A 14371-nucleotide genomic window follows, 5' to 3' on the forward strand; every position below is an offset into this window, starting at 1 on the left:
GGCATGACGTCCGGCTCCCGGCAGGGCAGCCCGCGGCGGGCTCCGGAGCGGTGACACGCTCCGTCCGAGCCCGCCCCGCACGGGGAGCTGCCCGGGGGCGGCCGCTTCGAGCACGCGGCATCACTGCCGCGTGAGGCCGCCCCACCCCGGCCCTGATCTCCGGCGGTATCCCGGGGGCTCGGCGCGAGCGGCTCGGGGACCCGTCAGGGAAGCAGCTTCTCCAGCACCAGGGCGATGCCGTCGTCCTCGTTCGAAGCCGTCACCTCGGTCGCCACCGCCTTCAGTTCGGGGTGTGCGTTGGCCATGGCCACGCCTCGGGACGCCCAGGCGAACATAGGGATGTCGTTGGGCATGTCGCCGAAGGCGATCGTGTCGGCGGACTTGAGGCCGAGGCGGCGGGCGGCGAGGGAGAGCCCCGTGGCCTTGGAGAGGCCGAGGGGGAGCAGTTCCACGATGCCCGCGCCGGCCAGGGCGACGGTGACGAAGCCGCCGGCGGCGCGGCGGGCCGCCTCGGCGAGGTCGTCGTCCGAGAGCTCGGGATGCTGGATGTAGATCTTGTTCAGCGGTGCCGACCAGAGATCCGACGCGTCGGTGAACGGCGTCGCCGGGAGCTTGCCGGTGACCGAGTAGCCGGGGCCGACCAGGACGTCTCCGTCCAGTCCGTCGCGGCTCGCCGCCAGGTACAGCGGACCGACCTCCGCCTCGATCTTGGCGAGCGCCACCCCGGCGAGCTGCCGGTCCAGGGTGACCGAGGTCAGCAGGCGGTGCGCGCCGGCGTCGTAGACCTGGGCTCCCTGGCCGCAGACGGCCAGGCCGTTGTAGCCCAGTTCGTCGAGGATGTGGCGGGTCCAGGGGACCGCACGGCCGGTGACGACGATGTGGGCCGCCCCCGCCGCGGTGGCCGCGGCGAGAGCGTCGCGGGTGCGCCGCGAGATCGACTCGTCGGAGCGCAGGAGCGTCCCGTCGAGATCGGTGGCGATGAGCCGGTGGGGGAAGCCCTCGCTCACTTGGACACCGGCTCCAGCACCTCACGCCCGCCGAGGTAGGGCCGCAGCACCTCGGGTACGCGCACGGAGCCGTCGGCCTGCTGGTGGTTCTCCAGGATCGCCACGATGGTGCGAGGGACGGCGCACAGCGTGCCGTTGAGCGTGGCCAGCGGGCGGACCTGCTTGCCCTCGCGGTAGCGGATCGACAGACGGCGGGACTGGAACTCCGTGCAGTCCGACGTCGAGGTCAGCTCGCGGTACTTGCCCTGGGTGGGGATCCACGCCTCGCAGTCGAACTTGCGGGCGGCCGAGGAGCCAAGGTCGGCGGAGGCGACGTCGATCACGCGGAACGGCAGTTCCAGCGAGGTCAGCCACTGCTTCTCCCACTCCAGCAGGCGCTGGTGCTCGGCCTGGGAGTCCTCGGGAGTGACGTACGTGAACATCTCGACCTTGTCGAACTGGTGCACGCGGAAGATGCCCCGGGTGTCCTTGCCGTGCGAGCCGGCCTCGCGCCGGAAGCAGGGGGAGAAGCCCGCGTAGCGCAGCGGCAGCCGCTCGGCGTCGATGATCTCGTCCATGTGGTACGCGGCGAGGGGGACCTCGGAGGTGCCGACGAGGTAGAGGTCGTCCTTGTCGAGGTGGTAGACGTCCTGGGCGGCCTGGCCGAGGAAGCCGGTGCCGGCCATGGACTGCGGGCGCACCAGGGCGGGCGTCAGCATCGGCGTGAAGCCGGCCGCCGTCGCCTGCGCGATCGCCGCGTTCACCAGGGCGAGCTCCAGGAGGGCGCCGACGCCGGTGAGGAAGTAGAAGCGGGAGCCGGAGACCTTCGCGCCGCGCTCGACGTCGATCGCGCCGAGGATCTGGCCGAGCTCGAGGTGGTCCTTCGGCTCGAAGCCCTCGGCGGTGAAGTCGCGGATCTCGCCGTGCGTCTCCAGCGTGACGAAGTCCTCCTCGCCGCCGACGGGCACGTCGGGGTGGACGAGGTTGCCGAGCCTGAGCAGCAGTTCCTGGGTCTCGGCGTCGGCGGCGTCGCGCTCGGTCTCGGCGGCCTTGACGTCGGCCTTGAGCTGTTCGGCGCGCTTGAGCAGCTCGGCCTTCTCCTCGGGGGAGGCCTTGGGGATGAGCTTGCCGAGCTGCTTCTGTTCGGCGCGGAGCTCGTCGAAGCGGACGCCGGACGACCTGCGCCGCTCGTCGGCGGACAGGAGAGCGTCGACGAGGGCGACGTCCTCTCCACGGGCGCGCTGGGACGCGCGCACACGGTCGGGGTCCTCACGGAGCAGGCGAAGGTCAATCACGCGGTCAAGGCTACCGGTGCGGCGTGAGCGCTCACGACTCACTATTCCCCGCGGTGGCGATTCGCGGCTTACGGGGAGTTATGAGGCAATTGCCGAACGGGTCAAGGGAAAGAGTCTCACTCCCTGGGACGAGGCAGGCCACGCGCGGCGCGTTGACCCGACTTCCTTGCGCAGGGGGCGACTTGGGTCGTCGTTGTCCACAGGGGATGCAGGATGAGGGAAAGTTATCCACAGGGTGTGCGAAAGGTCTGTGGATACTGGAATTGATCATTCCGAGAGCTGGTCGAGCGGTGCGGAATTCCCGTTCCGCGCCGACTGCACCCCCACTTTCGAGTGGAAATGGGTCACCCCAAAGGCTTGATCGAGGGAAACGGATGGACTAACGGTGACGTGTGCCGCTCTGGCTGCGCGTGCGGCCTGTAGGGCGATTTGTCGACCGGACGGCCCATCGATGTCGACTTGTCCCCAGGTCGAGAAGCCAACCTGTGGATAACGCCTGTGGATAACGAAGATATGTAGAACGGGTCTAGAAACGGCCGTCCTGGCAGCGTGCCACCCAGTCCGCCGCCGCGACGAACTCGCCCTCCGAGGTTCCGGGCAGCGGCGCGGGGATGTCCGCCGCCACCGCGTCCGCGCGCGGGTACGAGCCGAGGAACCGCACATCGCGGCAGATCCGTTTCAGCCCCATCAGCGCCTCGGCCATCCGCCGGTCGGTGATGTGGCCGGCGGCGTCGATGCAGAAGCAGTAGTTGCCGATGCCGGCGCCGGTCGGCCGGGACTGCAGCACCATGAGGTTGATGCCGCGGGTCGCGAACTCCCCGAGCAGGTCGCGCAGCCCTCCCGGGTGGTCGTCACGCTGCCAGAGCACGACGGAGGTCTTGTCCGCCCCGGTCGGCGCCGGGGGCCGGGCCGGACGGCCCACCAGCACGAACCGCGTCTGCGCGTTCTCCGCGTCGTGGATCTCCGTCTCCAGGGCCTCCAGGCCGTACCGGGCGGCCGCGAACTCGCCCGCGAAGGCGGCGTCGTAGCGGCCCTCCTGGACGAGACGAGCACCGTCGGCGTTGGAGGCGGCCGACTCCCAGATGACGTCCGGGAGATGGGCCTTCAGCCAGTTGCGCACCTGCGGCTGGGCGGCCGGATGGGCGGTGACCGTCTTGATGTCCGCGAGCTTCGTGCCGGGACGGACCAGCAGCGCGAAGGTGATCGACAGCAGGACCTCGCGGTAGATCATCAGCGGCGTGCCCGCGACGAGCTCGTCGAGGGTCGTGGTGATCCCGCCCTCCACGGAGTTCTCGATCGGCACGAACGCCGCCTCGGCCTCGCCGGTGCGCACCGCGTCCAGCGCGGACTGCACGGACACGTAGGGGACCAACTGCCGGGTGGCCGTTTCGGGAAGCGTGCGCAGGGCGACCTCCGTGAAGGTGCCCTCGGGGCCGAGATAGGCGTAGCTCGCTGGCATGACCTCACCCTAATGGGCCTTGCGGGATCGGGTGGACCCGTCTCTCACACCGACCCCTCAGGTGAGTGAACCCGCGTAACCCCACACCGGCCGCGGCGGTTCGCGGGGCTCCTCACGCCTCCAGCAGCCGCTGACCTACGTACTCACCCTCGGCGGCCCCGCCGGGCACGGCGAACAGCCCGCTGGTCTCGTGCCGGACGTACTTCGACAGCGCGTCCCCGCGGTCCAGCTTGCGCTGCACGGTGACGAAGCCGCGCAGCGGATCGGCCTGCCAGCAGACGAAGAGCAGGCCCGCGTCCGGGGTGCCGTCCCGGTCGATGCCGTCGTGGTACGAGAACGGCCGTCGCAGCATCGCCGCGCCACCGTTCTGGTCGGGCCGGGTGATGCGCGCGTGCGCGTTGAGGGGGACCACCAGATCGCCGTTGGCGTCGGTCTTCTCCAGGTCCATCTCGGTCGTCTCGGAGCCCCCGGTCAGCGGCGCTCCGTCGGACTTGCGGCGCCCGATGACCTGCTCCTGCGCCGGGACCGACAGCTTCTCCCAGTCGTCGAGGAGCATCCGGATCCGGCGTACGACGGCGTAAGAACCGTGGGCCATCCAGGCCGGGTCGTTCGACCCCGAGGCCGGCACGAAGATCCGCTTCTCGAAGTCGGGCTCGGCCGGCTTGGGATTGCGCGTGCCGTCCATCTGGCCCATCAGGTTGCGGGCCGTCATGGGGTGGGCGGTCGCGCCCGGCGTGCGGTTGAAGCCGTTCATCTGCCAGCGCACACGGGCCGCGCTGCCCGCGTCCTTCTGGATCGCGCGCAGGGCGTGGAAGGCGACGAGGGCGTCGTTCGCGCCGATCTGCACCCACAGATCGCCGTCGCTGCGGGACCGGTCGAGCTGGTCGGAGGAGAAGGCGGGCAGGGGGTCCAGGGAAACAGGACGCTGCTTCTCCAGGCCGGTGCGGGTGAAGAAGCTGTGGCCGAAGCCGAAGGTGATCGTCAGCGAGGACGGGCCGGCGTCGCGGGCCACGTCGGTGTCCTCGTGCGGGGCGGCTTCGCCCGCCATCAGCCGCTGCGCCGTCTGCGACCAGCGGCGCATCAGCGCGGCGGCCTCCTTACGGCCCGCGCCCGGCGTGAGGTCGAAGGCGACGAGATGGCCCCGAGCCTGGAGCCCCTGGGTGATGCCGGGCTGGTGTTTCACGTGAAACAGCGCCTGCTCCGACCCGATCGAGGACAGCGGGGTCGCCTGTGCCGGCGCCGCGGCATAGCCGGCGGCGCCGCCCGCGGCACCGAGCGCGAGCCCGGTGGCGCCGGCGGTGCCGAGCAGCTTGCGCCGGGTCAGGCCCTCGGCGGAGGGCTTGGCGGAGGGCGACTTCTCGGCGGACGCCTTGGTCGCGGGGGCGGGGGTCACCGGGCGGGTCTGTTCGGGCATGGTGGGGTTCAGCCGATCTGCGCGTTCTTGGAGACGGTCACCTGGTCGATGTCGGAGGTCCGGACGGTGACGGCGACCTGCCATTCGCCGCCCACGGGGATCTGCACTCCGCCGGCCGACCAGTGGCCGGTGGTGATGTGGTCGGGGGTGATGGCCAGCGGCCCGATGCTCTTGGCTTCGAGGGTGAAGGCGACCTTCACCTCGGGGACGTCGAAGGCGCGGCCGTCGGGGCGGGTGACGTAGACGTGCATCTCGTTGGCGCCGATCCGCGCCGGATCGATGTCGACGCTGACGACGCCCTTGCCGTTGGCGCCGCCGGTGTCGAAGGACATGTCCAGGGTCACGGCTCCCGCGGCGTCCGACGACGCGACGGCGGCCGTGGCGGCCTTGGCGTCCAGTTCGGTACGGCCGGGCTCGGTGGAGGTCAGGGCGGTGGTCACGGCGAGCAGCACCACGGCGACGCCCGCCTCGGCCAGCACCGAGCGGCGCAGCCCGGAACGGTTCGGGTCGGCGTCCCGCAGCCGCTTCTGCCGCGCGGCGTCGACGGCGGCGCGCTGCCGCGCGAGCTGCGCGGCCCGCCGGGAATCGGCCGCGCCGGCGTCGCCCGAGCCGGAGTCACCCGCACCCGGACCGGATTCCGCCTCGCTCGGGGACGCCTTCGCCGTACCCGTGCTCGATCCTGCCCGCTCGGCTGCCCCTGCCCCCGGGGTCGACCCGGTCCGCTCGGCCGCCCCGGCCCCCTCGCTCGACGCCTCCTCGGCGGCCTCGGCCTCGGTGATCTCGGCCGGCTGATCCTCTGCCGCCGGCCTCTCGCGCCCGGGAGAGTCCGCGCGCCCGGCAGCCGCCGCCCCCGCCCGCTCCGCAAGCGCCGCCGCCCCCGCAGTCTCCTCAGTCGCCGCCGCCCCCGCCCGCTCCTCAGTCGCCGCCGCCCCCGCAGTCTCCTCAGTCGTCGCCGCTTGCTGCTGCCGCGAGGCCGCCGGCTCGGCCAGCCGGGCCGTCCAGCGGCGGGAGATCCAGGCGATGCCGACGAGCAGGGCCACGAGGCCGATCTTGACGAGCAGGAGCTGCCCGTAGCGGGTCTCGGTGAAGCCCGACCAGGAGCCGAGCTGGCGCCACGACTGGTAGACGCCGGTCGCGAGGAGGGCGATCACGCTGCCGAAGGCGACCTTCGAGAACCGACGGACGGCCGACGGCTCCACCGGGTTCTCCGCCCGGTACAGCGCCGTGAGCAGTGCGCACAGTCCGCCCAGCCAGGCGGCGACGGCCAGCAGGTGGACGATGTCCACCGGCATCGCGATGCCCGGCTGGAGCCCGGTGGAGGCGTGCTCGGCCATCGCCCAGCTCGCCGCGAGCCCGCCGGCCACGACGGTCCCGCCGATCGCGAGCCCGAAGGTCAGGTCCCGCTTCTCCTCGTCCTCGCGCTTGTCGTAGGCGCCGAACAGGACGGCGATGAAGAGCGCGGCCGCCGCGAGCAGCAGCAGCCGGGAGACGAGGGCGGCGCCGGTCTTGGTCTGGAGGACCTGCCCGAGCAGGTCGAGGTCGAAGACGTCGCCGAGCTTGCCGGACCCGGTGTAGGAGCCGCGCAGGAGCAGCAGGAACAGGGTGGCCGACGTGAGCGCGAGCCAGCCGGAGACGACGAGCCGCTGCAGCACGCGCACCCCGGCGCCGGCCGGCCAGCAGGCCAGCACGAACGCGGCGCCGCCGACCATGACGATGAACCCGGCGTAGGACGCGTACCGTCCGAACCCGTACAGCCCGCCGACGACCCCGCCGCCGGCTTCCTGCGCGGACGCCGGGACGCTGGTCGCGGAGGGGGCGCCGATGGAGAAGGTGTAGGCGCCGGCGACGGGATGGCTGTCGGCGGACACCACCTGGTAGGTCACGGTGTACGTGCCGTCGGGCAGCCCCGGGTGCAACCGCACGGCGTACGTGGTGCCGCTGACGTCGGTCGGCTCGCCGGTGTCGACGCGTGTGCCCTTGGGGTCGAGCACGCGCAGCGAGGCGTCGCTCATCGCGACCTGTTCGGAGAAGGTGAGCGACACCTGCGTGGGTGCCTTGTCGACCACCGTCCCCTGCGCGGGGTCGCTGCCGGTCAGCGCGGCGTGCGCGGAGGCCGGCCCGGCGGCGGCGAGGAGCGCGCCGGCGACGGCCAGGAGCAGCAGCACCAGCGTCCGGAGTCGGGGAGCGGTGGTCTGGTGGGTCACGGCGGTCCTTCCCTCAGGGGCGCTCAGGGGCCCTCGGAGCCCTTCAGTGCCCGGTCTTCGGGGTGTAGGTGGCGGATTCCACCGGCATCGCGACCTCGACGGTCCCGGACTCGGCGAAGTGCAGTTTCAGGCTCACCTTCTCGCCCTGCCTCGGCTTGCGCTTCAGCTTCTCGAACATCAGGTGGTTCCCGCCGCTGGCGAGCACCACTTGCCCGTGGGCGGGGACGTCGAGCGAGTCGACCTCCTGCATGGCGCCGTCGACCGTCTCGTGGACGGTGACGCTGCCGGCGACGTCACTGGTGACGGAGGTCAGCTCGTCCTTGGCGCCGCCCTCGTTGGTGATCGTGAGGAAGCCGGCCGCCATGCTGTCGGAGACCGGCTGCGGCATGTAGGCGGCGCTCACGGACAGTTCGGCGGCGGACGCGCCGGAGCCGCAGCCCGCGAGGACCAGGGCGCCGGTCAGAGCGGAGACGGCGGCGGTCGCGGTGGCGGTGGCGAACCGTTTCACGGGGTCTGTCCCTTGACGATCTTGGGCAGGTCCTTGGCGTACTGGTCGACGGTGACACCCTCGCGGTAGAGAAGGTATCCGCCGTTCGTCTTCGGGGAGAAGGCGATGACCTGGGTGCCGTGCGTCGAGACCGTCTTGCCGTTCTTGTCCTTGTGCGGCGGCTCGATGGTGATGCCGAGGGTGCGGGCGGCGGCCTGGATGGTGGCGAAGTCGCCGGTGAGGCCGACGGCCTGCGGGTCGATGCCCTTGAGCCAGGCACCGAGCGCGGCCGGGGTGTCCCGCTGGGGGTCGGTGGTGACGAACACGATGCGCAGCTGGTCCTGTTCCGCCTTGGGCAGCTGCTTCTTCGCGACGGCGATGTTGCTCATGGTCAGCGGGCAGACGTCGGGGCAGTGGGTGTAGCCGAAGTACACCAGTGTCGGGTGCCCGGCGGTCTCCTTGCGGAGGTCGTACTCCTTGCCCTGGGTGTCGGTCAGGACCAGGTTCGGCTTGGTGAAGGGCTGGTCGAGGACGGTCGCGGCCTGCTGGGGACCTTCCTGTGAGACGACGGCGGCCGGGCCGGCGTCGTCCTTGTCGGTTCCGCAGGCGGAGAGGGTCAGGGCGGCCGCGGCGAGCAGGGCGGCCGCGGCGAGCTTCTTCTTGCGCATGGGGAGAAGTCCTGGGTGGGGTGGAGTCCGGCGCGTGCCGGGCCGCGCGGGCCCGGCACACGCCGCGGACGGCCTGGCGTCAGGAGGCGGAGGAGTCGGCGCGGCGACGGCCCGCGAGCACGCCGTACGCCACACCGGCGGCGCCGACGACGATGCCGACGACGCCGAGGACGCGAGCGGTGGTGTCGCTGCCGCCGGAGGAGTCGGAGGCCTCGGTGGCGGCGGCGGCCGGCTTGGCGTCGTCGGCGTCGTCGGAGGAGTCACCGGCGGCCGCGCCGTGGGAGTGGCCGTCGGCGGCGTCGGACAGGGTGAGCGCCGGGGCCGGGGTGTCGGGCTCCTCCTTGCCCTTCTCCTGGACCTCGATCCAGCGCACGACCTCCTTGTTGGAGTACGTCTGGATCGCCTTGAAGACGACCTGGTCGGCCTTCTCGGGCAGCGCGCCCATGGAGACCGGGAACTGCTGGAGGCGGCCGGGCTCGATGCCCTTGCCGTCCGCGGTCCAGGTGACCTTGGAGACGACCTCGGAGATCTGCCGGCCGTGCAGGTCGAGCGGCTTGGCGAGCTTGCTCTTGGTGACGGCGATCTTCCAGCCCGGGACGTCCTGCGGCAGCACCGAGGCGAGCGGGGCGTCGGTCGGGAAGTTGACCTCCAGCTTGACCGTCGAGGCGTTGTCGCGCTCATTGGGGACGCGGAAGTTGACGACGGCGTATCCGCCCTTGGCGGCCGTGCCCTCCGGCTGCACGGTGACGTGCGCGAAGGCGGGCGACGACAGGGCGAACACGGCGACGGCGGAGCCGGCGGCGACGGCGGCGAGACGAGAAGCCTTCATGACAGCGAAGCACTCCACTCTGAGTGAGAGGTGATGGTGGTGGGACGTGAGCACGCGAGTGTGCGCACGCGCGCGTGCCGCGACGACGGCGGCCGCCCCCCGTGTGGTGGAGTGCTGGTCGCGTCGCGTCAGGCAGCGAGGACGAGAGCGGCGGCGGCCGGCGGGCCGCGCCTGATCACCGTGTGCTGGAGTACGTCGGCGGGCGGCTTGGGAAGCGTGGACGCGGTGGGGCGCGGAGGGCGGGGGCCTTCCTGCGGCGCGGCGCCCAGCCCCACGTACAGGGCGCGTGCCAGGGCGAACGCCCCGCGCAGCGACCGTATGAGCGCCCTTTCGGCGACGCCCTGCGCCGACAGTTCCGTCAGGCGCAGCAGGGCGGTGTCGCCCCGCCGCAGCATCCAGCCCGCGGCGACGGCCGCGAGGAGGTGCGCGAGCATCATCGGCAGGGACGGCAGCAGCGCCGTCGTCGACCCGGCGGTGGACAGGGCGTCCGTGGTGTGATGCGCGGAGCTCATGACCGTGCCGCCGCTGTCGGCGCCGACACCCGAGCCGCCGGCCGGGCGGACCCGCGCCTCGACGAGGATCTTCAGCGCCTGGGAGGGCGTGATCGCCGCCGCGGTGCTCCCGCACACCAGGCGGGCGGCCTGTTCGACCAGCGCGGCGTCGGAGACGGTCTTCGAGGTGGACGCGACGGCCGTCGCCCCGTGCTGGCCCAGTCCGAACAGCGCGTGCAGCACGGTCTGTCCGACGGCGAGCAGCGCGGCGATGCCCGGCAGTGAGCGCTCGCGCCCGGCGAACGGCGCCACGACGAGGAAGACCCCCAGGAACCCCGCGCCCAGCGTCCACAGCGGGACCGTCGCGCAGGAGGCCATGGTGTGCCCGGCCGCGGCCAGCACGGCGCAGACCGCGGCGAACATCGCGGCCCGCAGCAGCCGGAGATCGTCTCCGGAGCGCGTCGTGCGCAAGGGGCGGTGGAACATGGCGGGCTCATCATCGCACTGGCCTCACCGCGGCCACACGGCAGGTCCACAAGGTTCCCGGCCCCGCGGAAGATCACCCTCTGGTGTGACAGCCGCCCCCTGTTCCCCCGGACCCCCACATACACCGGATCCGGTGGCCCGCGCGCCCACCGTATGGGCGGCATCACGTGGGATCCGCGCTTACTCAGCGCCCATGGCGGCAATACGTAGGGGTATGTCGAGCCGCGGCCTGGAGGCTGGAGCATGAGCATCTGGTGGTCACTCCATCTGCGGCGCGAGGCCGCGAGCGTGCCGCTCGCCCGGCGCCTGCTGCTCGGCACCATGGAGACGGCGGGCGTCGATCCCGATGTGTCCTACGACCTTTCGGTCGCGCTGAGCGAGGCCTGCGCCAACGCGGTCGAGCACGGCGGGGACACCGCTCACGGCGGCTGTTCGCAGGCGTACAGCGTGACCGCCTACCTCGACGGCGAGAAGTGCCGCATCGAGGTCGCCGACTCCGGTCCCGGCTTCACCCCCGAACGCCCCGCCCCTCCCCTCGCCGCAGTGCCCACCGCTGCCCCGGCACCGGCGCCCGCTCCGACGCCCGTGCCGGTGAGCGTCGACGCCGAGCAGGGCCGCGGCCTCTACCTCATCCGGGAGCTCGCCGACCACGTCCACATCGGCAACAAGCCGGGCCGGGCCGGGGCCGTGGTGAGCTTCGACAAGATCCTCAAGTGGCGGAAGGACGCACCGCTGATGGCGGTCTGAGGGGTGCGCGGGGGAGATCGTCCGGGCCCGGGGACCACGCACAGGCGTCCCACAGCGGCGGCCCATGCCCCTGACGGGCAGCGCTTCTACGTTGCGTGTTCATGACGGGAGACCACAAGGACAAGACCCTCACCCGGCGCCGCGCCCTCGCCGTGACCGGCGGCACGGTCGCGGCCGGCGGACTCGCGGTCGCCGGCTACCGGACGGCGTTCGCCGACACGACCGCGTCGGCGGCGGCCCCGACATCCGCGGCGGCTTCGACCTCGGCCTCGGACACGGCGTCCGCTCCGACGAGTTCGAGCAGCGGCAGCCGCATGAGCCTGATGCCGAGCGTCACCGAAGGGCCGTACCACCTCGACGGCGCGCTGGTGCGCAAGAACATCACCGAGGGCAAGAGCGGTGTCCCGCTCACCCTGCGCCTCACCGTCGTCGACGCCACCGACGGCTGCACACCGGTCGCCGGTGCCGCCGTGGAGATCTGGCGCGACGCCTGGGGCTACTGCTCCGGCTGCACCACCGCCAACCCCGGCGGCTCGGCCCCGGCCGAGAGCGAGGACGGCTCCGCCGCGAACGACAGCACCTACCTGCGCGGCCACCGGATCGCCAACGCCAACGGGGTCGTCAAGTTCGAGACGATCTTCCCGGGCTGGTACAGCCCGCGCACCTGCCACATCCACGTCAAGGTGCACTCCGGCGGCCAGAGGCCGGTCAAGAAGGCCGATCCCGCGCGCGGCTGCAAGGGGTTCCTCACGCTCGGGGTCGACCCGGACGCGGAGAACACAGGCGCGGGCGGCGGTGGCGCGGGTGGAGCCGGGGGCACGCCTCCGACCGGCACACCCCCGAGCGGAACGCCCACCGGTACGCCGCCCAGCGGCGCTCCCTCGACCTCGGCGTCCTCCTGAGGTGCCGGCGATGACCAGCCGTGAGGACGAGACGCTCGCGCAGGCCGCGGTGGCCGCGCTCACCGGACAGCTGGCCCTGGCCCCCAAGCCCGGGCTGCCCGACCCGCGCGACCTCACCGCCCGCGCGACCCGGCGGGACCACCGCGGGCTGCGCTGGTCGGCCAAGGCGCTCGCCCCCGGCCTCACGGCGATGGCCGCCGCCGCCCGCCGCACCGGCGAGCCCTCGCCCGGGCTGCGTGCCGAGCTGGGCGCGATCGGGCGGTGCGCCGAGCACTCGGTGGAGCTGACCGGCGGCGGCCACCGGGGCGCGCTGTGGACGCTCGGACTGCTGGTCGCGGCGGCCGCCCTCGATCCACGCGCGCGGGGGGACGAGGTGGCCGCGACCGCGAAGCGGATCGCCGCCCACCCCGACCGGGGCGCTCCGCGTCGGCCGTCGCGGGGGTCGACGGTGTCGGCGAAGTACGGAGCGGCGGGGGCGCGGGGGGAGGCGCGGGCCGGCTTTCCGCATGTGCGGCGGGCGTTGGGCGCGCTCGGGACGACTCGGTCGGCCGGGGCCACGGAGACGCAGGCCCGTCTGAACGCTCTGCTGACGGTGATGTCCACGCTCCAGGACACGGAGCTGCTGCATGTCGCGGGGCCGGTGGGCCTACGGCATGTGCAGGAGGGCGCTCGGGGCGTGCTGGAGGCGGGCGGTACGGCTACGGGGGAGGGCTGGGAGGCGCTGGCGGTGTTCGACGCGGATCTGGTGGCGCGGGGATGGAGTCCGCGGGGGAGCGCGGGGCTGCTGGCCGGCGCGCTGTTCGTGGACGCGCTGCCGGTCGGTGCGCGGGGGATGTGAAGGCGACCCGGCGCGCGTGGGTACAGCGGCTGCTGCGGAGGCGGCGCCAGCGGGGTGCCGCTGCGCCCGAGCAGCGGCGTACGGGCTTCCTCGGGTGTTTCACGTGAAACGCTCAGCTGCGGTCCTCCCCCGTACTGGCCCAGCGGCACGACTGCCCCGACTCCGAGTGGAAGTTCAGCAGCGAGGCGTCACCACGCTCGCCCGCGTCAGCCCCCGCGTGCGGCTCACCTCGCCCACCCTCTCCGCGTGGCGGGACGCGGGGCCCATGGCGTAGGACGCCGCCAGCATGGCCGTGCCGAGGAGGAGCCAGCCAGGGGTGCCCCATTCGACGAGGAGCCAGGTCAGGAGGAGTGGACCCAGGGTGCGGGCCACGGTGACTCCGGTGCCGAAGAGACCCTGGTACTCGCCGACGCGGTCGGCGGGGGCCAGGTCGAAGGAGAGCTGCCAGGACCCCGCCGACTGCCCCATCTCCGCCACGACCTGCAGCACCGCCCCCAGCACCAGCACGCCCGCCGCGACCCACGGCGAGGTTCCCGCCGACAGGGCGAACACCGCGCACGCCGCGCACATCACCCACCCCGAGCGGCGCAACACGCGCGTGGCGCTGTCCAGGCCGGTCACCCCGCGCGCCGCCCGCACCTGGAAGAGCGTCACCACGGCGGTGTTGAGCACGAACAGCGCGGAGACCAGCCACGCAGGCGCCCCGGTCCGCGACGTGATCCACAACGGCAGCACGAGACTGAGCAGCGGAAGCCGCAGCAGCAGCACGGTGTTGAGGAGCGCCACCACCGCGTACGGCCGGTCCCGCAGCACACCGCCGAGCCACCCACGCCCCTCGGTCACCGAGGCCACGGAGGCCGCAGACACGGCAGACACCGCAGACTCCGCCGAGCACGGCACCCGGGGCAGCCCGAGCAACAGCAGTGCGCACACCAGGAAGCTCACCGCGTCCACCACGAACACCGCGACGTACGCCGACCTGGTCCCGGCGTGCAGGGCGAGCCCGCCGAGGCCTGCCCCGACCGCCAGACCGGCGTTGAGTGTCGCCTGCAACCGCGCCAGCAGCCCGGTCCGCTCCCCGGCGGGCACCAGCCCGGCCAGCAGCGCCTGCCGCGCCGCCGCGAGCCCGGACTGCGCCGCCGCGTACCCGCACGCCACCAGCACGAACGGCAGGAAGTCCCGCACGAGCGTGAAGGACGCCACCGCCAGCCCGGTCGCCGGCGCCAGCAGCACCGCCGTGCCGCGCGGCCCGCGGCGGTCGGCGAGCCGTCCGAGCGGCACCCCGGCCAGCGAGCCGACCGCCCACCCGACGGTCAGCCCGAGCCCCACGCGCGCGGGAGCGAGTCCGGCGATCTGCGTGAAGTAGAGGGCCGACGTCGTGTAGTAGGCGCCGTCCCCGACCGAGTTGCTCAACTGGGCCAGGGCGAGAAGGCGTTGCGGGGGAGAGGTCCTCATGTCGACGACGCTAGAAGCCGGGTGGACCTGTCGACAGCACCAATCCGACGACATCTCAGTGGTCCAATCGAGCCCGCCGGGGGCCGCGCCCAATCGGCCGCCGTCTCCCG

General features: G+C 72.9%; 13 protein-coding genes. 3 read left to right on the plus strand and 10 right to left on the minus strand.

Annotated elements, in window-relative coordinates; all coding sequences use genetic code 11:
- Window positions 1-203: 203 nt before the first annotated feature.
- The 9 genes from ACIOC0_RS09465 to ACIOC0_RS09505 form a co-directional block, all read right to left on the minus strand.
- A complete protein-coding gene (locus ACIOC0_RS09465; RefSeq protein ID WP_351094289.1) occupies window positions 204-1007 on the minus strand; it encodes a Cof-type HAD-IIB family hydrolase in 804 nt (267 codons plus the stop codon).
- On the minus strand, window positions 1004-2281 hold the full coding sequence (serS, locus tag ACIOC0_RS09470) for a serine--tRNA ligase (RefSeq protein WP_402154045.1): 1278 nt from the start codon (window positions 2279-2281) through the stop codon (window positions 1004-1006). Before serS ends, ACIOC0_RS09465 begins: the two co-directional genes overlap by 4 nt.
- 526 nt (window positions 2282-2807) lie before the next feature.
- Entirely contained in the window at window positions 2808-3740 is a 933-nt protein-coding gene (gene pheA / locus ACIOC0_RS09475) for a prephenate dehydratase (RefSeq protein ID WP_402154047.1), read from the minus strand.
- Between the two features lie 112 nt (window positions 3741-3852).
- Window positions 3853-5154: an iron uptake transporter deferrochelatase/peroxidase subunit gene (gene efeB / locus ACIOC0_RS09480; protein ID WP_402154049.1), complete on the minus strand. Its 1302-nt coding sequence runs from the start codon at window positions 5152-5154 to the stop codon at window positions 3853-3855.
- 8 nt (window positions 5155-5162) lie between these two features.
- Window positions 5163-7358, minus strand: coding sequence for a copper resistance CopC/CopD family protein (locus ACIOC0_RS09485; protein ID WP_402154051.1), 2196 nt, complete (start codon window positions 7356-7358; stop codon window positions 5163-5165).
- Between the two features lie 43 nt (window positions 7359-7401).
- Window positions 7402-7866 carry a copper chaperone PCu(A)C gene (locus ACIOC0_RS09490; RefSeq protein WP_402154053.1) on the minus strand — a complete coding sequence of 155 codons (465 nt, stop codon included), beginning with the start codon at window positions 7864-7866 and terminating at the stop codon, window positions 7402-7404.
- A complete protein-coding gene (locus ACIOC0_RS09495; RefSeq protein WP_402154055.1) occupies window positions 7863-8513 on the minus strand; it encodes an SCO family protein in 651 nt (216 codons plus the stop codon). The genes ACIOC0_RS09490 and ACIOC0_RS09495 overlap by 4 nt, the downstream gene beginning before the upstream one ends.
- A 79-nt stretch (window positions 8514-8592) precedes the next feature.
- Window positions 8593-9342 (minus strand): YcnI family protein, encoded by a 750-nt coding sequence (locus ACIOC0_RS09500; protein WP_402154057.1) that lies wholly within the window; start codon window positions 9340-9342, stop codon window positions 8593-8595.
- A gap of 128 nt (window positions 9343-9470) precedes the next feature.
- A complete protein-coding gene (locus ACIOC0_RS09505) occupies window positions 9471-10319 on the minus strand; it encodes a hypothetical protein (protein ID WP_402154059.1) in 849 nt (282 codons plus the stop codon).
- A 243-nt stretch (window positions 10320-10562) separates the two neighbouring features.
- Between ACIOC0_RS09505 and ACIOC0_RS09510 the strand changes: the two genes are divergently transcribed.
- The 3 genes from ACIOC0_RS09510 to ACIOC0_RS09520 all read left to right on the plus strand — a co-directional run bounded on the left by ACIOC0_RS09510 (window position 10563) and on the right by ACIOC0_RS09520 (window position 12806).
- The gene (locus ACIOC0_RS09510; RefSeq protein ID WP_402154061.1) at window positions 10563-11066 is read left to right on the plus strand and encodes an ATP-binding protein; all 504 of its coding nucleotides are present in this window, start codon (window positions 10563-10565) and stop codon (window positions 11064-11066) included.
- 101 nt (window positions 11067-11167) lie between these two features.
- Complete coding sequence (locus tag ACIOC0_RS09515) at window positions 11168-11968, plus strand: protocatechuate dioxygenase (RefSeq protein ID WP_402154063.1); 801 nt, start codon at window positions 11168-11170, stop codon at window positions 11966-11968.
- Window positions 11969-11978: 10 nt separating this feature from the next.
- Window positions 11979-12806: a triphosphoribosyl-dephospho-CoA synthase gene (locus ACIOC0_RS09520; RefSeq protein WP_402154065.1), complete on the plus strand. Its 828-nt coding sequence runs from the start codon at window positions 11979-11981 to the stop codon at window positions 12804-12806.
- 174 nt (window positions 12807-12980) lie between these two features.
- Here ACIOC0_RS09520 and ACIOC0_RS09525 read toward each other — a convergent pair whose 3' ends face one another.
- Entirely contained in the window at window positions 12981-14261 is a 1281-nt protein-coding gene (locus tag ACIOC0_RS09525; RefSeq protein ID WP_402154067.1) for an MFS transporter, read from the minus strand.
- Between the last annotated feature and the right edge of the window lie 110 nt (window positions 14262-14371).

Origin of the sequence: Streptomyces sp. NPDC088254 (assembly GCF_044740925.1) — a bacterium.
Taxonomy (GTDB): Bacteria; Actinomycetota; Actinomycetes; order Streptomycetales; family Streptomycetaceae; genus Streptomyces.

Coding starts and splice junctions, on each gene's coding strand:
- ACIOC0_RS09500 (WP_402154057.1), bottom strand. CDS start 9,342: ATGAAGGCTTCTCGTCTCGCCGCCGTCGCCGCCGGCTCCGCCGTCGCC.
- efeB (WP_402154049.1), bottom strand. CDS start 5,154: ATGCCCGAACAGACCCGCCCGGTGACCCCCGCCCCCGCGACCAAGGCG.
- ACIOC0_RS09515 (WP_402154063.1), top strand. CDS start 11,168: ATGACGGGAGACCACAAGGACAAGACCCTCACCCGGCGCCGCGCCCTC.
- ACIOC0_RS09525 (WP_402154067.1), bottom strand. CDS start 14,261: ATGAGGACCTCTCCCCCGCAACGCCTTCTCGCCCTGGCCCAGTTGAGC.
- ACIOC0_RS09495 (WP_402154055.1), bottom strand. CDS start 8,513: ATGCGCAAGAAGAAGCTCGCCGCGGCCGCCCTGCTCGCCGCGGCCGCC.
- ACIOC0_RS09505 (WP_402154059.1), bottom strand. CDS start 10,319: ATGTTCCACCGCCCCTTGCGCACGACGCGCTCCGGAGACGATCTCCGG.
- ACIOC0_RS09520 (WP_402154065.1), top strand. CDS start 11,979: ATGACCAGCCGTGAGGACGAGACGCTCGCGCAGGCCGCGGTGGCCGCG.
- ACIOC0_RS09510 (WP_402154061.1), top strand. CDS start 10,563: ATGAGCATCTGGTGGTCACTCCATCTGCGGCGCGAGGCCGCGAGCGTG.
- pheA (WP_402154047.1), bottom strand. CDS start 3,740: ATGCCAGCGAGCTACGCCTATCTCGGCCCCGAGGGCACCTTCACGGAG.